The organism is Shewanella sp. SM55, assembly GCF_025654025.1.
Taxonomy (GTDB): domain Bacteria; phylum Pseudomonadota; class Gammaproteobacteria; order Enterobacterales; family Shewanellaceae; genus Shewanella; species Shewanella oncorhynchi.
This window is the reverse complement of the sequence record NZ_JAKKRS010000005.1, coordinates 188,275-209,872: the sequence shown is the minus strand read 5'-3', so window position 1 is coordinate 209,872 and position 21,598 is coordinate 188,275. Positions and strand designations below refer to the sequence as shown.

General features: G+C 46.7%; 14 protein-coding genes and 1 pseudogene. 7 read left to right on the top strand and 8 right to left on the bottom strand.

Annotated features, from left to right (window positions below; translation table 11 throughout):
- Positions 1–40 precede the first annotated feature (40 nt).
- From ilvN to L5L91_RS09200, 3 genes are all read right to left on the bottom strand, one after another.
- Positions 41–535, bottom strand: a complete 495-nt coding sequence (gene ilvN, locus L5L91_RS09210; RefSeq protein ID WP_028759823.1) for an acetolactate synthase small subunit — start codon at positions 533–535, stop codon at positions 41–43.
- Positions 535–2,253, bottom strand: coding sequence for an acetolactate synthase 3 large subunit (locus tag L5L91_RS09205; protein WP_263164776.1), 1,719 nt, complete (start codon positions 2,251–2,253; stop codon positions 535–537). The genes ilvN and L5L91_RS09205 overlap by 1 nt, the downstream gene beginning before the upstream one ends.
- Before the next feature lie 533 nt (positions 2,254–2,786).
- A complete protein-coding gene (locus tag L5L91_RS09200; RefSeq protein WP_263236177.1) occupies positions 2,787–4,010 on the bottom strand; it encodes a multidrug effflux MFS transporter in 1,224 nt (407 codons plus the stop codon).
- 474 nt (positions 4,011–4,484) lie between these two features.
- Here L5L91_RS09200 and L5L91_RS09195 point away from each other — a divergent pair, with 474 nt between their 5' ends.
- Entirely contained in the window at positions 4,485–6,359 is a 1,875-nt protein-coding gene (locus L5L91_RS09195; RefSeq protein ID WP_263236176.1) for a choice-of-anchor I family protein, read from the top strand.
- A 115-nt stretch (positions 6,360–6,474) separates the two neighbouring features.
- On the opposite strand, the gene L5L91_RS09190 is transcribed toward L5L91_RS09195, so the two are convergent.
- Complete coding sequence (locus L5L91_RS09190; RefSeq protein WP_263236174.1) at positions 6,475–7,866, bottom strand: SLC13 family permease; 1,392 nt, start codon at positions 7,864–7,866, stop codon at positions 6,475–6,477.
- An 80-nt stretch (positions 7,867–7,946) separates the two neighbouring features.
- Here L5L91_RS09190 and L5L91_RS09185 point away from each other — a divergent pair, with 80 nt between their 5' ends.
- Complete coding sequence (locus L5L91_RS09185; protein ID WP_263138781.1) at positions 7,947–8,765, top strand: AraC family transcriptional regulator; 819 nt, start codon at positions 7,947–7,949, stop codon at positions 8,763–8,765.
- Positions 8,766–8,885: 120 nt separating this feature from the next.
- Here the strand turns inward: L5L91_RS09185 and L5L91_RS09180 are convergent, their stop codons facing one another.
- A complete protein-coding gene (locus L5L91_RS09180) occupies positions 8,886–11,471 on the bottom strand; it encodes a glycoside hydrolase family 15 protein (RefSeq protein WP_263236172.1) in 2,586 nt (861 codons plus the stop codon).
- A gap of 148 nt (positions 11,472–11,619) precedes the next feature.
- Entirely contained in the window at positions 11,620–13,281 is a 1,662-nt protein-coding gene (locus tag L5L91_RS09175) for an MFS transporter (RefSeq protein ID WP_263236171.1), read from the bottom strand.
- 890 nt (positions 13,282–14,171) lie between these two features.
- On the opposite strand from L5L91_RS09175, the gene L5L91_RS09170 reads away from it, so the two are divergent.
- Positions 14,172–14,465, top strand: a complete 294-nt coding sequence (locus tag L5L91_RS09170; protein ID WP_263236169.1) for a YciI family protein — start codon at positions 14,172–14,174, stop codon at positions 14,463–14,465.
- Positions 14,466–14,676: 211 nt separating this feature from the next.
- Positions 14,677–15,684, top strand: a complete 1,008-nt coding sequence (locus L5L91_RS09165; RefSeq protein WP_263236168.1) for a class I SAM-dependent rRNA methyltransferase — start codon at positions 14,677–14,679, stop codon at positions 15,682–15,684.
- A 105-nt stretch (positions 15,685–15,789) separates the two neighbouring features.
- On the opposite strand, the gene L5L91_RS09160 is transcribed toward L5L91_RS09165, so the two are convergent.
- Positions 15,790–17,952, bottom strand: coding sequence for a glycoside hydrolase family 97 protein (locus tag L5L91_RS09160; RefSeq protein ID WP_263236166.1), 2,163 nt, complete (start codon positions 17,950–17,952; stop codon positions 15,790–15,792).
- Positions 17,953–18,219: 267 nt separating this feature from the next.
- Between L5L91_RS09160 and L5L91_RS09155 the strand changes: the two are divergent.
- From L5L91_RS09155 to L5L91_RS09145, 3 genes and pseudogenes are all read left to right on the top strand, one after another.
- Positions 18,220–18,988 (top strand): annotated as a pseudogene (locus L5L91_RS09155) (tRNA (adenine(22)-N(1))-methyltransferase).
- 272 nt (positions 18,989–19,260) lie between these two features.
- A complete protein-coding gene (locus L5L91_RS09150) occupies positions 19,261–19,791 on the top strand; it encodes an NUDIX hydrolase (RefSeq protein ID WP_263236164.1) in 531 nt (176 codons plus the stop codon).
- Positions 19,792–19,939: 148 nt separating this feature from the next.
- The gene (locus L5L91_RS09145) at positions 19,940–20,548 is read left to right on the top strand and encodes a tRNA-uridine aminocarboxypropyltransferase (RefSeq protein WP_263236162.1); all 609 of its coding nucleotides are present in this window, start codon (positions 19,940–19,942) and stop codon (positions 20,546–20,548) included.
- 162 nt (positions 20,549–20,710) lie between these two features.
- Here L5L91_RS09145 and trhA read toward each other — a convergent pair whose 3' ends face one another.
- A complete protein-coding gene (trhA, locus tag L5L91_RS09140) occupies positions 20,711–21,394 on the bottom strand; it encodes a PAQR family membrane homeostasis protein TrhA (RefSeq protein WP_263236161.1) in 684 nt (227 codons plus the stop codon).
- Positions 21,395–21,598 lie beyond the last annotated feature (204 nt).

Sequence of the window (21,598 nt, the reverse complement as noted above, 5' to 3'; positions counted from 1 at the left end):
GTTTACGCAAAAAAATGTCCACGAGATTTCCGTGAGAAAGTTACGCTTTCATGGCCTTTTCGCCGCGAGCCAAACCCACCACGCCGGAGCGAGAGACTTCGACCAATTTAGTCACTTCACCTAGCGCATGGATAAACGCATCGAGTTTCTCTGATGTGCCGACCATTTGGATGGTATATAAATTGGCGGTGACATCGACAATTTGGCCGCGGAAAATGTCCGCCATCCGTTTAACTTCTTCCCTAAACTCGCCTTGGGCGCGGACCTTAATAAGGGCTAATTCGCGTTCAATATAAGCAGACTCGGTAATATTCGAAACTTTTAACACATCGATGAGTTTATGTAGCTGCTTCTCTATCTGCTCTAACACCATTTCATCGGCAACGACCGTAATGTTAAGCCGCGACAGTGTGATATCGTCCGTTGGCGCCACCGTTAAACTTTCAATGTTATAACCGCGCTGTGAAAACAAACCGACCACACGAGACAAGGCGCCGGATTGGTTTTCTAATAATACAGATATAATTCGACGCATTAGCATTTCTCCGTCTTGGTCAGCCACATTTCATTCATCGCACCACCACGGATCAACATGGGGTACACGTGCTCAGTTTCATCCACCATGATGTCGATAAAGACCAGCCTGTCTTTCATCGCTAGTGCTTCTGCCATTTTTGACTCAAGTTCGGCGGGATCGCTGATAGTCATACCTACATGGCCATAGGCCTCGGCAATTTTGGCAAAATTAGGTACTGAATCCATATAGGAATGTGAGTGACGGCCAGAGTAAATCATGTCCTGCCATTGTTTAACCATGCCAAGGAAACGATTGTTTAAGTTGATAATTTTAACCGGCGTATCATATTGCAGCGCGGTCGAAAGCTCTTGAATGTTCATCTGGATTGAACCATCACCCGTGACACAGACAACCGTGGCATCAGGCATCGCCATTTTAACCCCCATCGCGGCGGGTAGGCCAAACCCCATGGTGCCTAGACCCCCTGAGTTGATCCAGCGGCGCGGCTTATCGAACGGATAGTACAAGGCGGCAAACATCTGGTGCTGGCCAACATCAGAGGCGACATAGGCATCGCCATTGGTTAGCTTATACAAGGTTTCAATCACTTGCTGTGGTTTGATGCGACCACTGTTTTTGTCATAGGCCAGACAATCGCGGCTGCGCCATTGCTCAATATCATTCCACCAAGTGGCGATGGCATCGTTGTCATTGTGCTCGTTCGATTCATCTAACAGTGTCAACATGCTGTCTAAAATACTGTCGGCCGACCCTACGATGGGAATGTCGACGTGGATAGTTTTTGAAATAGACGAGGGATCGATATCTATGTGCAAAATGGTCGCGTTCGGGCAATATTTTTCCACATTATTCGTGGTTCTATCGTCGAAGCGCACACCAATACCGAAGATCAAATCGCAGTTATGCATAGTCATGTTGGCTTCGTAGCGACCGTGCATCCCTAGCATGCCTAGGCTGTTTTTGTGGGTACTTGGAAAAGCCCCGAGTCCCATGAGTGTGCTGACGACGGGAATATTTAATCTCTCAGCTAATTGTAAAATTTGCTTATCACAACCTGAGATAATGGCGCCGCCACCGACATAGAGCACAGGCTTTTTAGCCGCTAATAGTGCCTGTAGTCCACGACGGATCTGTCCTTTATGCCCCGAGGTTGTCGGGTTGTATGAGCGCATTTTCACGCTTTCGGGATAAATATATTCGTGCAGCAGCGCTGGGTTTAAGCAATCTTTTGGCAGGTCGACGACCACAGGCCCAGGACGGCCGGTAGAGGCAATATAAAAGGCTTTTTTTATCGTTTCAGGGATTTGAGTGGGATCTTTAACTAAAAAGCTGTGTTTGACCACAGGACGAGAGATACCGATCATATCGCATTCTTGGAAAGCATCATTACCGATAAGGTTGCTCGGTACTTGACCCGATAATACTACGAGGGGAATAGAGTCCATGTAGGCGGTGGCAATACCGGTAATCGCGTTGGTGGCACCGGGTCCTGAGGTGACTAATACCACGCCCACTTTACCCGTTGCACGGGCGTAGCCATCGGCCATGTGCACGGCAGCTTGTTCGTGGCGAACGAGTATGTGTTCAATACCTGGGATAACGTGCAGGGCATCGTAGATATCTAAAACTGAACCGCCAGGATAGCCAAAAATGTGTTTTACGCCTTCATCAATCAAAGAACGCACTATCATGCTGGCGCCGGATAACATCTCCATGTGGAACTCCTATTGCATAGTACCGTTACGGTAAACAGTATTTTGTTACAGCGACGGTAATCGCTCTAAAAATTAAGCCTGAAGGGTAATTCAGGCTCCGTAATGCTGAACTGACTTCGTAGAAGACAAGTGATTCATCCTTAGGATGCAGCAACTGTTGCAATGAACAGAATTTCATCATATTCAAAAAAAACAACATTTCAAGCCTTTTATGTAAAAAATAACCAACTTGAAACAATTTCACGTTTGAATGGCTGGAGAACTTGCTGGAATCGCCAAGTAATCTAGGCTGATTTATGGACTTATCTTATATTTTTCAGATTGTTAGATGCTTAAAAAGCAAAAACGGCACTAAAAGTGCCGTTTTGGTGTGGGACGTTAGATAAGCAGATACTTAACTATTGCGATTAAATATTACTTATTTGCTATATTTAGTGAAAGCCAATGCGCTGTTTTCACGCGATCAAACATGTGTTGTAGATGAGGCATTGGCATCCATGATTTCTTAAAAATAGACCCTTAAAAATAAATCCTTAAACCGTCGGCTGCGTTTGATGTTTTGGACGATTGAATTGGCAAATACCGACTAACACAATAGAGCCTAACATAAGGGCGGAGAAGGGCACTGCTGTGCCATCATAGAACACCGCTAATAATGGCCCCGCTAACGCGCCACAGCCAAATCTTAAGGTGCCAATAACCGCCGTTGCCGTTCCGGTTTCTTGTTTGAACTTCATCAGCACTATCGCATCGGCGTTGACCGACATCACCCCTAGGTTGCCCATCAAAGGAATAAGCATGATCACGGTAAAATGATAGCTCATATCCAGTAGGTTGACGGTTAATAAACCAGCTCCCGCAATAGCGCCAAAAAAGGTCGATACGTGCAACATACGCAGCGAACCATAGCGGCCGACAATGCGAGTATTAATGATATTGGCCAACATCAAGGCACCAACGTTGGTGCTAAACAAGATGGCAAAATAGGATTTATCTAAGGCAAAGACTTCCATATAAACGAAGGGGGATGCGGTGAGATAACAGAAAAACGCAAAAGACGTTAACACGCCGCTGGCAATGTTCAACTTAACGCCAGGTCGGGAAAATACGGTCGCATAGGCACCAAGAAACGATTTTTGGCTGCGGGTATCCATATCTTTATCGCTGGGCATTTTTAGCGCAAACAGCACGAGTAATAACAGGGTCGCGGCATAGGCAGATTGAATGAAGAAGATTAAATGCCAATCACCGAGTTCTAAGATCACGCTGCCAATACTAGGGGCCAATAATGGCGCTAACATCATGATTAAACTCACGTAAGACATACCTTTGGCGGTATTATCGCCATAGACTTCTTTGATGTATCCCGGTACCACCACAGTCGCTGCTGCGCCGATAAAGGCCTGCAAAAAGCGTAGCCCAAGAAAGACTTCGACTTGACCAGCAAAACCAATCAGTAAACTGGTTAGCATAAAGCCACTCAGCCCCATTATCACCATAGGGCGACGGCCAATGCGGTCAGCTAAGGGACCGAAACACAACATGCCCAGTGCATAACCTGCTAAGTAGATACTCAGGGATTGTTGCACTGTTGTGATATCGGTATGAAAACTAAGGGCCAATGTCGACATCGCAGGTAAGTACATGTCGATGGCCAATGGTGTGATCGCGACAATCGCCGCTAGCATGGGAATAAGCAGTGCTAAATTCGGTATACGTCTACCGTTATGGGCAGAAGGTTGTGATTGTGGGTCCACTGTTACCTCGGGTGGCGAAAGAATAGAAAGCGTATTTCTCAGGGTTATGCGGCGTGGTTTAAATTGTACTAGGACAATTCACTCTAATCCGTCCATTTTTAGCCAGCATCTTGCGCTAATTGGCAGTGTTTGGGGAAAAGTGAATTGTGCTTCGATCAATTTTCACGGTAAGGCATTAAGCAATAGCATAGTAAAGCGCTAGGACAAATAAACCAATCTTTGCGATGATTTCTTTACCGTATTTTACCGATTAAATTGTAACTAAGTAGCAAGTCTCGATAATCGAGGCATAACCTTGGCGGCTCGAGCCGTTATCCTCCAATATGCTTCATTCAAAAGTGTTAGTTGTCATCTGAGTGTCACTGCTTTGTCATCTGAGTGTCACTGCTTTGTCATCTAGGTGTCTTTTATGCTGACTAATTTAGTGGGTTTTAGCTTCACCTTACTAAAAATAAAATATTCAGGAATGACACGATGAAAACACAACGACTCCCGCTTGCAGCCGCCATTATGGCGAGCTTATTACTCGGTGCTTGCAGCGGTGATGATGGCGCTGCAGGTGATAAAGGCGACAACGGCTTAAATTCACAGGTTAAAGTGACCGCATTAACTATCGGTGATGCAAATTGTCCCGCCGGTGGTCAGCGAATCGATACCGGATTAGATGCCAACCATAATGGACAATTGGATGACAATGAAATTGCGGTCGCGCAAACCCAATATGTTTGCCAGCCACAAACTGCAAGCTTAAAGGCTGAGTTAATTGGTCGTCATCAGACAGGCGTTTATGGCTTAAGTGCCGCCGAAATTGTTGAATATCATAGTGCTTCAAACCGTATTTTTGTGGTTAATGCGATCAGCGGCAAAGTCGATATTATCGATGGCAGCTTATTAGCGACTGCATCAAACGCCACAGATCCTTTAGCATTGAATAATCTCGAAAAATTAGCAGAACTCGATGTTGCTAAGGATGTGGGTCAAACCTTTATGGGTAGCGTGAACAGCGTGAGTATTTCAGGCAACTTGTTAGCGGCTGCCATTGAGCGTGGTGACGCTGCAGGCAATGAAACCCAAGCCAATGGTTTTGTGGCTTTTTATCAGCTTAATGGCACAGATGCTCCGCAGTTTATCAGCGCCGTCGAAGTCGGTGCTTTACCCGATAATGTAGTGTTCACCCACGATGGTAAAACCTTACTCGTGGCCAATGAAGGCGAACCTAATCCTGCTTATACCTTAGATCCTGAAGGCAGTGTTGCGTTGATTGCTATTACTGACGGTAAGCCCGCAGCTACTGCGACCATCATAAATTTTAGTGCGTTTAATCAGGGCGGTGCGCGTGCAACTGAAATCACCGCTGACATTAAAATTAATGGCCCAATGGCGAGTGTGGCGCAGGATTTAGAACCTGAATATATCGCCATTAGCCAAGATAACCGCCGTGCATTTGTCAGTTTACAAGAGAACAATGCTATTGCCGTGATTGATATCGCCAATGCGAAAGTCTCGAAGATTTTACCGCTAGGCCTCAAAGATTACGGGCTTGATGTGAATAAAATTGATGCGAGTGACAAAGATAATCTTGTTAACCAGCAAAGCTACACAGGGGTGTACGGCATGTATCAACCCGATACCCTTGCTAGCTACCGTTGGAATAACACTGACTTTATTGTGACTGCGAATGAAGGTGACTCCCGTGACTATGCGGCTTTTTCGGAAGAAGCCCGCGCAGGGGATTTAGTGCTCGACCCGAATCACCCACAATTTGCCGCCGCAAAAGATAAAACCCAATTAGCGCGTCTCAAGGTAACGACGAGCATGGGGGACGATGATAAGGATGGCGACTACGACAAAGTCATGAGCTTTGGTGCTCGTTCATTCTCGATTTGGAATGCTGATGGTCAGCAAGTGTTTGACAGTGGCAGTGATTTTGAACGTATTACCGCCGCACTACTGGGGGATAAATTCAACAATAACAACGAAGAAAATAAAGGTGATAGTCGCAGCGATGACAAGGGGCCAGAGCCAGAAGCTTTAGCCCTAGGCCAAATTGGTCAACGACTATATGCCTTTGTTGGTTTAGAACGTACCTCTGGCTTTATGATCTATGACGTGACTAATCCTTTTGATGTGCATTTTGTCGACTATGTTGTGAATCGTGATTTTGAAGCTGACTTCGTTGTCGATACCGCTACAGGTGCAGTCAAAGGTGATGCAACATTGGCGGGTGATTTAGGGCCAGAAGGGATGAAATTTGTCAGTGCCGATAAAAGCCCTAACGGTAATCCTTTGTTAATCATAGGCAATGAAGTCAGTGGCACCACAAGTGTTTACCAACTCAAGATCAAGTAATTGAGCTTTACTCAGTCACCTGAGCATCGCGCTTTGGACGTGGGCCTTGTGAGTTCTTGATATAACCGCTCTAAAATCCACCATTGGCGGCATGAATACCGCCAATGGTGAGGGTTTAGGCTATCCAACCGAGCCATAGCCACCACAGATAATCCAGTGGAATAAGTGCAACTAGAGTTATTGCCGCTAGAGGTAAGGTGATGCGAAGTAGTTTAGTTAATGGCTCTTGGGATAATTGCATCGCCAAAATCAAAGGAGCCACCTGATAAGGAAAAATCACGGTTGAGAAACCGATCACCTGCGTCATTAATACCGCAGGGGTGGAGAAGCCAGTTGCATTGGCAAAGTCTGCTGCCATGGGGGATAACACAGTCGGCACACCTGGAACCGTTGCCACTAATCCTGTTAGCGTCGCGATTAACGATAACGACATAAAATTCAGGAACGATGCCCCTTGCTGCAAGGGTAACCATTCACTGAACAGTTGACCTAGCGCAGTGCCGAGCCCGGAATGATTGACCAATGCTCCCAGACCTAAGGCTGCCGCGACAAAAATGACGGTCGACAAATCCACTGAACTATTAAAACTCTTAGACTCAAGCACTCCCCATTTGGGGAGCAATAACAAGATAGCCGTTGTTAATCCTACCCAAGCGGGATTAATGCCGTGCAGCGAGTCAGTCACCCAAAAGAGCAAAGTAATAGTCAGTAACAGTGCAACTTTCTTTTGCATACCAAGGTTATAAGCTTCTTTTTCAATAACGCGTTCAGGCTGGTTGTTATCAATTTTTGCAGGAAATAGGAAAACGACTAGCGCCACAATCAATATTGATTTGAGTAAGCCAAGGATTGGAAAATGCAATAAGAGATACTCGGTATAACCAAAATGGATATTGAATAGATTCTCACTGGAACCCGCTAATATCATGTTGGGAATATTCGCGGGCAATACGGCAAAACTGGGCATGTTACACGCCAGTGCCAAGGCGGTCGCAATGCCTATCCGTCCATGGCTACCACGAGCAAAACCGACTTGCTCAGCTAACGCCATACCAATTGGCACCATGACCACAGCACGGCCAACGGATGAGGGCATCACAAAGCCAAGCAGCATGGCACTAAAGACTAAACCCGCAATCAAGCGTGGATAACTTGAGGTCAGTATGGGGGCAATCAAACTGGCCATTCTGCGACTTAAGCCAGACTGAGTGATGGCACTGCCGATCACAAACCCTGAAATGATTAACCACACCGCAGTTGAGCCGAATCCGGAGAAAAGTATACTCGGCTCAATGAGTTTAAAAATGGTGGCAAGGGCAAAAAAGATTAACCCCGCCATAAAGGGCGGGAAGAAACCTGTGCTCCAAAACATCAAGGTCACTAACACTACGCCTGCGCTGTAGGAAAACACCGCGGGATGCTGACTTAGCGGAAAAAGCGCAAGTAAAGTAGCGATCAACAGTGCACTGAAAAACGCTAGCTGTTTAACGCCAATAAAACGTTTCATGTTTACCGACCTATTGGGTTGAATACGTAAAAGATGCCTACTAAGATAGCTGACTTAGTTTGGCGTTTTAAGAGGGTAATATGTCAAAATATGTTCCTAAAGCGACATTGTTAACACCCAGTGATGCGGCGTTTATCATAGATGCCAATCGGCCCGTACTGACCCATACTCGCAATATGGCGGCGGAAGCGGGTATCGAGCCTCACTCGCACCCGCGGGGTCAGCTACTTTGGGCCGCCAAAGGTTTGTTACGTGTTCGCAGTGAAAATGCCGTCTGGGTGGTCCCCTCAACCCATGCCGTTTGGATCCCTTGCAATCTGCCCCATCAAGTGAACAGTGAAACCCACGCCCATACTCGCAATATTTATATTGACCCTAGCTATGGCGTTAGGCCACAGGATACGCAAGTGGTGATGGTGACTATGACAGCGCTGATGCGCGAATTAGTGCTTAAACTTTGTGAAAGTTCACATCTTATGGACAGTGGACAACTGCATCGGCTGGGTTTGGTTGCCATCGATGAGCTTCAAACTCTGGACAGTCTGGATGCCCATTTACCCGCTGGCTCAGATCCAAGACTCAGCCGATTAATCCAAACGCTGATCCGACGTCCAAAAGTGAGTTACTCACTGACCGAGTTAGCCGAAATGGGCGGCGCGAGTGTGAGAACGATTGAGCGACTATTCAAAGCTGAAACTGGGCTCACTTATCGACAATGGCGGCAAAGGTTTCGTTTGTTAAATTCGCTTGAGAGCTTAAGCCAAGGGGAGAGCACAACTATGGTGGCCCATAGTTTAGGTTATTTGAGTGTCAGCAGTTTCAGTGCCGCCTTTAAAATGCAATTTGGTTGCACGCCGCAAGATTACCCGCAGCATAAGCCTATGAAAAGCGGGAGCTAAATCAGGCATCATAAACCGTCTATAAAAAAGCTAGAACAACATCTAGGATGCTGTTCTAGCCTGCAATTTATCAAAGTATCGTTAAGCTAATGCGCTATTTTAATTGATTATTTCAACTTGTCATTTTAATGCCGCAGGGACGATAGGGTAATAATCCCAGACTTGGCCATCGGTCATTGAGCGCACCAGTTTGATGTATTCGGCATGGGTCCAAGCAAGCGGTGTGGCAGAGTTGGTGCCTTGTCCGAGTTGGTAATGATAGCGGGTGGCATCGCCGACACCGTCCCACGCTTGCTCGGGTAACATCATGCCCGCATTCGCAAAGGTTTCCATGCCTTGCACATAGGTGTTGATTAACTGCTGCTTGGTTTGCTGCGCGTTATTGCCTGTTAGCTCGCCTTTTGCTTGGGCGAGTGCTAATTCAAAATGACCGCGCTCGCCGGTGAAGAATGGCCAGATTCGGCCGCGTTGATCGGCGCTGTTGCTGCCGGATTCTGCATAGTTATTGCCAGAAACCGTATCCTCACCGTAGCCGTCGTTGCCATAACGTCTAAAGCCTGGGATAGTGCTGCCATCTTTGGCGCTAAACTCATATTTAAGGCGTAGGTTGTGCTCAAGCTCAGTATTATCAATCAATTGAAGGCTTTTATTGATGAGCTTGTCAGTTGCACCGCGCACGCCATAACGCACTAGTTCTAAAAATCCGCCATCGAGGATCTGACGTTGATCTAAACCTTGCTTACCGTTATTTGCCGCCAGTGTATCGCGAGTGTTTGGCTCGCCATTCGGGCTTAAACGTAAATAGTAAGGCGCGCTGACATCTGCGCTGTTTTTCAATAGCCCTTGGGTGGTGACTAAATGCTTTTCCAAGCTGTCACTTAAGCTTTTAGCGGCAGCAAGATAACGGGCGCTTGAAGTAATATCTTTAGCTTCTTTGGCAATTTCACTCGCGGCAACAAGACCGGCGATCACGGCGGCCGTTGTTGAGGGTGAGTAACCCGCTTGTTCTTCCCAACGTTCTTGCTGAGTTTTAGGTGGGGTGATTTGAGTGTGATTCCAATCCAGATTGACGTCACCGCCGCTGATCAAAAAGTCCGCTGCACCTTTGAGCATCTCTTGATACCAGTGACTGATCTCATCAGGGGTGAGTACGCCCGCTTGCCAGAGTTTCCAGCCGAGCATGATAGGCATGGCAGTTTGATCGAGTTGCACGCCGACCCATTCAATTTGGCCATCCACATGGGTCTTTTGCAGGAACCAACCGGGCGTACCCGTAAAGCCAGGCGTCTTTTCGGTCACTTGCACTTTTTTCAGGTATTCGAAGGCCACTTTGGGCGTTTGCGTGTCACCCATGGCGAGGAATGCCATGGCGCATTGGTAAAAGTCGCGCGGCCATACTGCTTTATAGCCAGTGCTCGGCACGGCTGCCGAAACCGTATCGCCCCAAGGGTTAGATAACGAGGCGATCAGTGCGCCCGCATAGGTTTTATCTTCCTGCGCTTTCAAGACCATAGCGCTGGTATACAGCAGCTTGCCGTTATCTGTGGTGTTGTTGGCCATGTTTGCGATGGCGGGCAGTGAGCTTAGGTAACCCTGCCAGCCTGCATTGTAATGGCTGAGCACAGAATCATAACCTGCGGCTAAGCTGGCATCGGCATTGGCTAAACTTTGTGCTTCATCTTTACCAAAACCGATGGCGAGATTAAAAGTGACGGGTTTGGCTTTGATGAGCGTAGGGTAACTCGCGGTAAAGGCGATATTGCCGACGGTCGATTTATCTTGCGCACTGGTCGTTTGATAGGGCGTATCGAGTTTGCCGTTATCGGCCAAATCGGCTAGGCCATCGGAGACACCGACAAAGCCAGTGGTTGCCTGCACAAAATTCAGATCGGATTTTACCGTCATTACGCTACTGTCTTTGGCGGCGGTATAGGCCACCAGCGCCTGATTATTAGCATGAGTGTTGGCATGATTGTCAGCATGACTGTCAGCATGACTGTCAGTATGAGTGTCGATGCGGCCGATATCATTGGCGCCTGCGTTATCGATATGCGGATTGACATACAAATGCGGTGTAATGCCGTCTTCAAAGGCAGTAAAGGTGACACGCATCATCAAAGTGTCGCGGTCTGGATCGGTAAAGATATGCTTTTCAATCTGATACTTACCTTCAACATCTTTATTGATAATTTTATAGGCAAGGGATTGTGGGCGACCATTAGTATCTGTATCTAAATATTCTATGCTGCTGATGGTGTTATCTTTTTCGGTATCGACAAAGCCATTTCCCGTGATCACAAATTGCAGTTCTTTGAGCTGCGCATTGTGAATAAGACCATACATGGTTTCGGTTAAAATACCTTGGGCGAGGGAGAACCAAACACGGCTAATGGGATTTTGCTTGGCATCTTGATATTGACCTTGGGTATAAGGCTCGTAAGACGTCCCAATACCAGTTTTACCCGAAAATGCCCAAGTCGGCGCTTTACCCGGTGCGCCGGGCGCAACCCGCTGCACACTTGGCGCGGCATTCACACTTGTGGCAGTTGTTGCTGAATTCGATGTGGGTGAACAGGCCGCTAACCCTATTATCCCCAATAGGCTTGCGGCGACGGCAAGCGCTAGGCGGCTGCGTCTTGTTAACGCTTGTGTGTGACGGTTTTGGCTGGTGTGCAGATCCTGCTGCGGCGTAGGACTCGATTCCATCTCGTTCTCCCCAAATAATGGTTTTATTTTTATAGTGATTGAATTGATAAAGATATTTTATGCTGCTGTGATTAGCCAAATGACCGAATTCACCGCGCTTAACATGCATTGCTGCATGTCGGCTATTGTGTATCGTTGCTATAAAGAGCTAACTTTTATTTGTTAATTTGCTTGTGGCTTTCGTGATTAAGTGGGTCTTGCGGTTCATCGCTGCACTTTGATTATTTGGGTTATTTTGTTCGACAACGTCTTGGTCGACAAATAATACGGCAATGCCTGCACACATCATCAAGACGCCACCTGTGATCAGTGCATAAATAGGTTGACCATCGAACAGACCATTGAGCACTAAACCCAGCACACTGGCGGCAAGAAGCTGCGGGATGACGATGAAAAAGTTAAAAATCCCCATGTAAACGCCCATTTTTTGCGGGGGTAACATGCCCGACAACATGGCGTAGGGCACAGATAAAATTGACGCCCACGCGATACCGACACCTATCATAGGCAGCCATAACAGGCTTGGGTCTGTAATAAAAAAGAAACTAATCAAACCTATACCACCACAGAACATATTGACTGTGTGGGTCAGCTTGATGCCAATACGCTTAGCCAGCATAGGAATAAAAATCGCGGCAATGGCGGCAAAACCATTGTAGGAGGCGAACAGTACGCCGACCCAATCTGCGCCGTCGTTATAAGCTTGGGACAACACATCGCTGCTGCCAAAATGGTAAGACGTCACGGCGGCGGTGGTGTAAATCCACATGGCAAACAGTGCGAACCAAGAGAAAAACTGCACGATCGCCAGTTGATGCATGGCTTTGGGCATATGGAACAAGTCATCGACCACGCTAAATACCATGCCGAGCTTATTGCGTTCAGCGGGTTGTGAATTGCCCAAACGCAGCGCGCAATACAATTGCAATGGGCCAAAGGCGAAAATTCCTAAGCTCAAGATATACAACTGCTTATCTAAATCCTGAGCCCAAATAGCGAAGGTGAGCAGGGCGCCGAGACCCATCCACACGATGGAGGCAAATTGATAGTCCTTGCGGGTACGAGTGCGAGCTAAGGTTTCATCTTCAGCATCGGCTTGTTTTGCGTTAAAGGCGGCTAATTCTTCAGGGGAATATTCTCTTGACGATACGACAGTCCAACTAACGGCGAGCAATAATACTGTGCCGCCAAAATAGAAGGCATAACGCACTGAATCGGCAATTTCACCCGCTGGTGCAGTATTCGCAACATCAAAAAAGTGAGTCAAAATATAGGGTAAGGCCGAAGCGACCACAGCGCCAATGCCGATGAAAAAGCTTTGCATGGCATAGCCTTGAGTACGTTGGCTTTTCGGTAAATTGTCACCGACGAAGGCGCGAAACGGCTCCATGGCGATGTTGATCGAGGCATCCATGATCCATAACATGCCAGCGGCAATCCACAGGGTAGGCGAGTGCGGCATGATGAAAATGGCAAGGGTAGTAAAAATCGCGCCAATCAAAAAATAGGGGCGGCGACGGCCAAGGCGTCCCCAGGTGTTATCACTCAAATAACCAATAATAGGTTGAACCAATAAACCCGTCAGTGGTGCGGCAATCCACAGTATGGGAATTTCATCGATAGAAGCCCCTAAGGTTTGAAAAATGCGGCTGACGTTGGCATTTTGCAGGGCAAACCCAAATTGAATGCCTAAAAAACCGAAACACATATTAAAAATTTGCCAGAAACTCAGCTCAGGTTGTTGCTTGAATGCATGCGGCAACTGAGGCGCTGCGGCTTGATGGGGATCTTGCTGGTGATTCGAAGACATTGAACTTCCTTTCTGTTGCCGGCAGTATTTCTGCCTTGAGTGCTTATTGTTTTAATTGTTTTGCCGAGCAATGGATTGGCACTGTACTTTGCTTTTATGTGGTGAGCTATTTCATCACAGCCAAGAGCATACAATAAAAGCTAAGAGTCAGATTCATGGCTTATTCATGGTAGTTTCGCGCATGCCATGAATGAGTGTACTCTGTGAAAAAATAGCGAATATACTCCTCCCTCAGAAGCATATTCGCCGATAAATTCATTTCAAATTTGGGCTAACACCTTAATTCAAAGGGGTTAGCCCAAGTGAGTGGCCTAAAGCCAGTCAGCAGAAAGAACTTAAGCCTGATAGCAATCCTTGTATATAACCCTATCAGAAACGACCTCACAGATTTCAAACCCCACAAGCAGAGGGTGAAACGAGCGGATTTATAGTAGCCTCGGCGTAGATTTTTGCACAACTGCTTACATACGTATTCATCATGGCTTAGTAACTGGATGGAAACATAGGTGTAACGCATTTAGACGGTTTATCAATAGTCATAGGCTTGCTGGAATGCTCAAATAACTCTCTAATCTTGTTAGAATACTTGATGATCAGTCATTGCATTATTTTTTAGAAAAAAGGGTATTGTTATTGCGGATGTTAACTGAGTGATAAAATCAACCGCGTCATAACTGACGGCGAGTTCAATGCACTTAATAAGAGTCAGCATGCAATAAATATCCAGTACGGATGCCGATAGCTTGACTCGAAAGTCGCGCACTCTGCACTATGATAATAGCCAGCCTAGATATGGTGGGATCAGATAGGTACTTAGCTTATGATGATCGCCAGATTAAGCGTTTTTCGTTCGATTATTTTAAATTTTTTCAGTTGATTAAAGGATCCCTATGTTTGTTGTCTCGCTTACCTATAAAAAGCCAATTGCAGAAGTGGAGTTACATTTAGCCGCCCATATTGCTTATCTTGATGAGTATTATGCCGCAGGGACTTTTGTCGCCTCGGGTCGCAAAGTGCCACGTACCGGTGGCGTCATCCTCGCCAAGGCTGAAAGTCGCGCGGCGCTAGAGGCTATTTTGCAGCAAGATCCTTTCTGCATTGCCGATGTTGCTGAGTTTGAGGTGATAGAGTTTGTGCCGACTAAAACGGCGCCAGGGTTAGAGCCGTTGCTTGAAATGATTTAACCTACATCTTTGTTTGAAAATTATTCCGTGCACTTGGTTATAACAGGCTTGGCGGGTTGGGGGACATAGAGTTCCCCCCATTTGGATGTTAGTCGGTGTTTATACTGTTTTCGGGGCGAACTTTTCCGATATTCTGCGACCTAGTTTGGTATTATGCCGTTTTCCCTCTTGAAACCTTACGCAGGTTTCCGCTGCGCGAGTCCCGCTTTTTATGTCTATTCAAACGCTGTTATCGACGGCTCTGGCGAAACGCCATGATTTTTTACAACAAGCAGAACAGGATCAAACCGATTGTTTTCGGGTGTTCCATGGCACAGTCGAAGGCGTCAGTGGCTTGAATATCGACCGTTATGGCGATACTTGGCTAGTGCAGAGTTTTCATCAGACCTTAACCGACGAAGAGTTGGTTGATGTCGGCACTGTTTTGTTGCAACAGGCCGATTTGCCGATAGTGTATAACGATCGTTCATTAGGCCATTCCCGTGTATTGAATGCCTTATCACCCGCACTGACAGAGATCGCGAGTTCTGAGCGAGTAATGCAGGAAAATGGCATCAAGTTCAGCACTAAACTGCGCCACGAAGGACAAGATCCGCTGTTATTCCTTGATATGCGTGTTGGCCGCGAATATGTGCGGGCACACAGCCAAGATAAAACCGTGCTGAATTTGTTTTCCTACACCTGCGGCATTGGTACTGCGGCAGCCATCGGCGGCGCGACTCAGGTGATGAATGTTGATTTTTCTTCCTTTGCTTTAGCGACGGGCAAAGCGAATGCGGCGTTAAATCAGGTGTCGAATGTATGTGAGTTTGTGCAGAGTGATGCGTTTCCGGCATTGCGCCAATTGGCAGGCTTGAGTGTGGGAGGGCGCCGCAATCAAAAATTACCGAGTTATCCCAAATTGGCGCAAACCCAGTTTGATCTGGTGTTTCTCGATCCGCCGCGTTATGCCAAGAGTGCTTTTGGTATTGTCGATTTGGTCAATGATTATCAAGGTTTGTTTAAGCCCGCATTAATGGCGACCAAAGTCGGTGGCACTATCGTTTGCTGTAACAATGTGGCGAAAGTCGAGCGCCAAGCATGGTTCGACAGTTTAGTGCGCTGTGTTGAAAAACAAGGTCGTACAGTCACTACGCACACTTGGCTCGATCCCCATGAGGATTTCCCTTCGTTCGATGACAATCATCCACTTAAAATAGTGGCGCTGACGTTAAACTAATCGGGTCATAGTAAACACAAAGGGCGCTTTTTAGCGCCCTTTGTTTATGGTGACTTTTGTTTATAGCGACTTTGTTGCTCGCAACAAAGTCGTTAAAGCACTTTATTAAAGTACTTTGAATCTGATTGCCGTGCCGCCACTGCTGGCGAGTGTGAGGTTTAGGCTATCTTTAGCACTCACCTCTTTGGTTTCAATCACATAATCATAGGGATTGGTTTTCCAATCGGCCTTTGAACCATCGCGGTAAATTTGTGCTTGATAACGTTTATTCGGGGAGAGGAAATCCAGTTTGACCGTGACCTTGCGTGCGGTTTCATCCGTGAGTGCGCCTAAGTACCAATCACCTTGATCCTTCGCTTGGCGAGCAAAGACCACATAGTCACCGACTTCACCGGCCAGCGCGACACTTTGATACCAATCTGTGGGCACATCGCGGATAAATTGGAAGGCATCTAAGTGCTTTTCATAATTGCGCGGCAGATCCGCTGCCATTTGGATTGGGCTATAGAGCACAACGTACAAGGCGAGCTGTTTGGTCAATGTGGTTTGCACACGATTTTCTGCATCCAACCCTTTGGGCGCTAAGTCAAAAATCCCCGGGGTAAAGTCCATTGGACCCGCAAGCATGCGGGTAAAGGGTAACATGGCCGTATGTTCAGGGCTGTTTGGTGGGCTACCCCAAGCATTATACTCTTGGCCGCGGGCACCTTCGCGGGAGATCCAGTTAGGATAGGTTCGGCGCAGGCCTGTGTCTTTGATCGGCTCGTGGGTATTGATACTGATGTGGTGTTTTGCTGCTTCAGTGACATTGTGCAAATACTCACCGACCATAAATTGGCCGTCGTGCCACTCCTGACGGGTAATGCCTTTGTCATCGATACGCTTGATTTGGCCACCATCGGCGACATAGCCCGTCTTGACTTGAGTAACACCATGCTGCTCATACAGGGCGAAGGCATCAGCCATTTGATCGCGATAATGCGTGACTGAACCCGCTGTTTCATGGTGGCCGATTAAACGTACATTTTGTTTTGCCCCGTAGGCTGTGATGGCGGGCAGATCGAAATCAGCATAGGCCTTGGTAAAGCTAAATTGATCGCCATTGTGGAACCAGTCGCCGTCCCAACCTTCATTCCAACCTTCTACCAGTACGCCATCAAACTGATATTTAGCGGCGAAATCCATATAACGCTTTGTTTCACTAGTGGTTGCGCCATGGGTTGGGCCCGAGCCCCAGGTATTTTCGTTTAAGTGCATTCCCCACCAAATACCGACGTATTTCCCTGGTTTTACCCAAGTAACATCGCCGAGTTTATTGGGTTCATTGAGGTTTAGGATGAGGTGCGAATTGAGCAGCCCAGCTGCTTTGTCGGCAATTTGAATGGTGCGCCACGGCGTATAAAAACCCACTTGGGTTTTGACGCGAATACCATCGGACCAAGGCGTGAGATCGGCCTTAAGTTTGCCATCGCGCTGTTGATCTAAGGTCATGGCGGCAAAGTCCACCAAGGCGGCTTCGTGGATACTTAAGTGCGTACCGTCTGCGAGTTTAAAGGTGAAGGGGGTATGGGCTCTATCGACGTCTTTAAGCACTGTGGTGCGATATAAATATTCGTAGCGATTCCAGCCGCGGGCAGGGATCCACCATGCTGTAGCTTTATCGCTTTTGCCGACATTGAACTCGGTTAACTCGTCAGTGATTAATAGCGGCGAATTGGCGGGCAGGGCAGCTTGTGGGGCTAAGTGATAGCGAAAGCCAATCCCATCGTCAAAGGCTTTAAATTCGATTTCGAGTTGCACCTTGCCATTACTTAATACTGCAGTCAGTTGATTGTGCTGATCGCGGATCCATTCCTGTTCGCCCCAAGGTTGTTGCCACTTTTCATCGGCACTTTTTTTATCGCTGCTTTTTATCTGTAATCCTTGACCGAGTTCGCCAAGGGATTGAAAAACTAAGCCTAAGCGGCTCGGTTCTATGACTGTTTTGCCGTGAAAATCGATTTTATATTCGGGGCGGCCTGTATCGTCACTCAAGCTGATTTGAATTTGTTGGTTGGGTGAGCTGACGGTAACGGTTTTGGCAAATACGTTGGCACTAAAAAGACTCGTGACCGCAAGGGCGATGGCTGTAGGGCCTAATAGCACTTGCGATAGCTTTTGGCACGATGAGCTCTGGCGAGAGTGGCTGTTTGTTAAGTGGCAGTCTGTTACGTGACAGGCAGTTAAGTCGCTGCGAGTGAACTGAATTGGGTTGGTCTTGATGAACATTCCTTGATCCTTGTTTTTATAATGAATGTGACTCACAGCATACTAGTGGCGATGGCTTTTTAACCGCAACGGCCTGCATACGTATTCACCACATTAAGGCGTGGCGTGACAGACGTGACAAGAAGCACTGCGAGGGCACGAACAAAAGATGTGGTTTGCTTTTGACTCGGGTAAACTGCGCGCTTTCTTTTTGCTTAAAAATGCAATTTAGCGTGGGATTTACAGTGGGATTTACAGTATTTGGAGCCGCAGTAGTAAGGTCAAACCGTGAAAATTAGCCAACGTTTACAACAGATAGATAGCATGATCACTGGCCATTACGATCATATTTGGGATTGCTGCTGCGATCATGGTTTGCTCGGTATGCTGTTGTTAAAAAGGAATGCTGCTCGCCAAGTGCATTTTGTCGATTGTGTGCCTTCGCTAATGCAGGCGCTTGAGCTGCGTTTACAGCGTTTTTTCCCCGCTGACTTATTAGGCCAAAATCCTCACTTAAACCCAGGTATAGGCCCAAACTTAAGTTGTCATACTCAGTGGCAAGTGCATTGCCTCGATGTCGCGGCTTTACCGCTCGAGCAAACCAGTGACAAAGATAAACAGTTGATTATCATCGCTGGCGTGGGTGGTGAATTGCTGGTGAAATTAGTGCGGGCAATTTTAGCGCAACACCCACTGCGGCACCTCGAGTTTATTTTGTGTCCCGTGCATCATAATTACTATGTCAGGCAATCACTTTCGGCCTTAGGGCTAGGGCTTAAGTCGGAACACTTATTGGAAGAGAATCAACGTTTCTACGAAATCCTCCATGTCAGTACAATCGCGGCTCCAAATTGTCTGCCTATCACTGCTACTGGGTCGTTAATGTGGCAGACGTTAGATGAAGCAAGTTTGCCGCGAGCACACAGCTACCTGTCGCAGGTGATTGGCCATTACCAACGCATGCCGGCGCACAAGCAAACTCCTGAAATTATTCACGCCTATCAGCAGCAATTGGCCCAGCTCTTGAATGAGTATGAGTGAGCTTGAATGTTCTTGAGCATTTTTCCGCTTGGGCATTACGCTGAGAACCAAAGATGAGCAGCTAAGATGAGGATCAGGCGAAAGAGCTGATGCATCGCGATCTCGTTGTTAATATTATTGGTAAAATGATTTTAGCATAAACCGTTAACAATCAATCTTGTAATCGTTAAAATCTATTAATCACTCTGACTGGACTGAGTGTGATTATTGCCTCTGTGGCAGTTTTTGATCTGCATTTGGCGCATTTTCGTTTATGCTGCGACTCCTTTTCGGCAAATGGCTACGACGATGCGTTTATTGAGAACCACCCAAGATCCTGCGGTTAACCTACAGACGGCACGCGTTTTTTACCGCAGAGCTGCCCGCGCGATAGTGTTATCGGGTGAAGACATTTTGCTACTTTATACCCAAAAATACCGCGACTACAGCTTACCCGGAGGCGGAATTAATGATGGCGAGAGTCTCGAAGATGGACTGATCCGCGAGCTTCAGGAAGAAACCGGTGCCTTAGACATTCAAGTGTTAGCGCCCTTTGGTCGCTATGAAGAGTTTCGACCTTGGTACCGTGAAGGAGCGAATGTAGTGCACATGGAGTCATTCTGTTATGTGTGCCGTATTGACATCACACTGGGTGAGCGTGGTTTAGGTGAGACTCGATTAGAAGCCCATGAGATAAAAAATGGCATGCGGCCTGAATGGCTTAATATTCATCAAGCTATCGCCCATAACGAAGATATTCAGCGCAATCATCCCCATAAAGGCCAATCAATAGAGCGTGAAACTTTTCTGCTAAAACAGATAGCGCTGGAATGCTTGTAAGTTTTATCACTTTAAAATCATGTATTTAATGTATGATTTTATTTCACGCATAACTGAGTGAGCAGGGTTTGGGTAGCGATTAAACGTCGTTATTTCAACGTGCTCTTTTAAGCTGATACTGCTTCGAGCCTGTTCCTAACATCGCTAGATGTTTAATGTTATTTCTCATTCTTTTGCAGCAGTAAGGAAGGCAATGCAGATTATTTTATTGACCCACGAGCGCGAGTTAACCCGCAAAACGAATACTGGCCAACTCGCGTTAGCCGCATTCCCTGAAGAGGTGAAAAGCATCGTCTGGTCGAGAACGGCACCTGATAACGATTTAGTGGCTATGTTGGCATCGCAGCAGGCTAAACTGTTGTTTCCAGCAAGTGATACTGAGCACACTGGGCCCATTGATCATAATGCCTTAGATACGGTTTTAGCTGAGCCAGCGCTCTCGAACGCACAAGCCTTGTTAGTGCATGCGCAATCTACAGTTATAGCAGCACAACGAATGCCGAACCAAGTGGTGATTTTAGATGCGACTTGGCAGGAGGCGCGTAAGATGCTGCGCCAGAGTCCCTATCTCAAAACAGCCGCACGAGTCAGTTTGCCGCCACTTATGCCTGAATCCGCCTTTATATTGCGGCGTAATCAGCAAGAAGGGGGCTTGTGTACCGCAGAATGTATTATTGCGCTTTGGCGCCAGTGTGGCAGAGCGGAACAAGCGACGCTATTAGCGTCGCTGTTTACTGAATTGAATAGCCGTGCTTGATTGCGATGTTTGAGAGAGCGTTCGAGGAAGTGCTTGAATAGATAATTAACGACTTTTAGCTTTGACCCACAGATAAATCACCGTCAGCTGAATCACCATCTGTTAAGTCATAGTCATTTAAATCAGAGCCAGTTAAATCACCATCAGCTAAATAATAGCCATTTAAATAACAGTCAGATAAATACACAGAAAGTGGCTCATGGCACCGCCGAGCACAAACAAATGCCAAATGGCATGGTTGAATGGAATGCGTTTACCGACGTAGAACACAACTCCTAAGGTGTAAAATAACCCGCCTAAGATTAATAGATTAAAGCCTACCTCTGACATCGCCGCCGTTAAATCGCCCATCACAGTGACACATAGCCAACCCATAGCGAGATACAATACTAAGCTTAACTTTTTGAATTTGTGAATAAACAGTGTCTTAAATAGGATCCCACCAATTGCAAGCGACCAAATGGCCGTTAAAATCACTATCGACTGCGTGCCTTGTAAGCTTATCAGCATCAAAGGTGTGTAAGTTCCTGCAATTAAACAGTAAATAGCGCAGTGATCGGCGATCTTCAGTTTATGTTTCCAGCCTGAATGGCTAACGCTGTGATATAACGTCGAGCATAGGAAAAGCACTATGATGCTCGCACCATAAATGGTTACGCCCGTAAGTTGAATTGGCGTTAGGTGATCTTGACCTTTAAGCAGCATGAGCACCAATGCCACAATCCCCGCAATAACACCTAGGCCATGGGATACACTGTTAGCGATCTCTTCTTTGATACTATATGGTCCAGATTTTACCGGGTTTTTAACTGTGTTTAGCTGTTCGGTAACACTTTGACTCGACATGGTAGATACACACTCGTAAACGATAATGACTGAGTCTATCAGTTAGAAAAATAAATCACCATATTTAAGCGTACACTTGTAAGCTTAAATTTATGGTTGGCTTCTGTTTTTCATCTTTTAGATTTTTAACGCCGTCTTGCACTCCCATCAGTGCATCGCATTGATGATGCTACTCGCTTCAAGACGTGAGATTTAACATTCAAT

Coding starts and splice junctions, on each gene's coding strand:
- ilvN (WP_028759823.1), bottom strand. CDS start 535: ATGCGTCGAATTATATCTGTATTATTAGAAAACCAATCCGGCGCCTTG.
- L5L91_RS09205 (WP_263164776.1), bottom strand. CDS start 2,253: ATGGAGATGTTATCCGGCGCCAGCATGATAGTGCGTTCTTTGATTGAT.
- L5L91_RS09195 (WP_263236176.1), top strand. CDS start 4,485: ATGAAAACACAACGACTCCCGCTTGCAGCCGCCATTATGGCGAGCTTA.
- L5L91_RS09190 (WP_263236174.1), bottom strand. CDS start 7,866: ATGAAACGTTTTATTGGCGTTAAACAGCTAGCGTTTTTCAGTGCACTG.
- L5L91_RS09185 (WP_263138781.1), top strand. CDS start 7,947: ATGTCAAAATATGTTCCTAAAGCGACATTGTTAACACCCAGTGATGCG.
- L5L91_RS09180 (WP_263236172.1), bottom strand. CDS start 11,471: ATGGAATCGAGTCCTACGCCGCAGCAGGATCTGCACACCAGCCAAAAC.
- L5L91_RS09175 (WP_263236171.1), bottom strand. CDS start 13,281: ATGTCTTCGAATCACCAGCAAGATCCCCATCAAGCCGCAGCGCCTCAG.
- L5L91_RS09170 (WP_263236169.1), top strand. CDS start 14,172: ATGTTTGTTGTCTCGCTTACCTATAAAAAGCCAATTGCAGAAGTGGAG.
- L5L91_RS09165 (WP_263236168.1), top strand. CDS start 14,677: ATGTCTATTCAAACGCTGTTATCGACGGCTCTGGCGAAACGCCATGAT.
- L5L91_RS09160 (WP_263236166.1), bottom strand. CDS start 17,952: ATGTTCATCAAGACCAACCCAATTCAGTTCACTCGCAGCGACTTAACT.
- L5L91_RS09150 (WP_263236164.1), top strand. CDS start 19,261: ATGCGTTTATTGAGAACCACCCAAGATCCTGCGGTTAACCTACAGACG.
- L5L91_RS09145 (WP_263236162.1), top strand. CDS start 19,940: ATGTTTAATGTTATTTCTCATTCTTTTGCAGCAGTAAGGAAGGCAATG.
- trhA (WP_263236161.1), bottom strand. CDS start 21,394: ATGTCGAGTCAAAGTGTTACCGAACAGCTAAACACAGTTAAAAACCCG.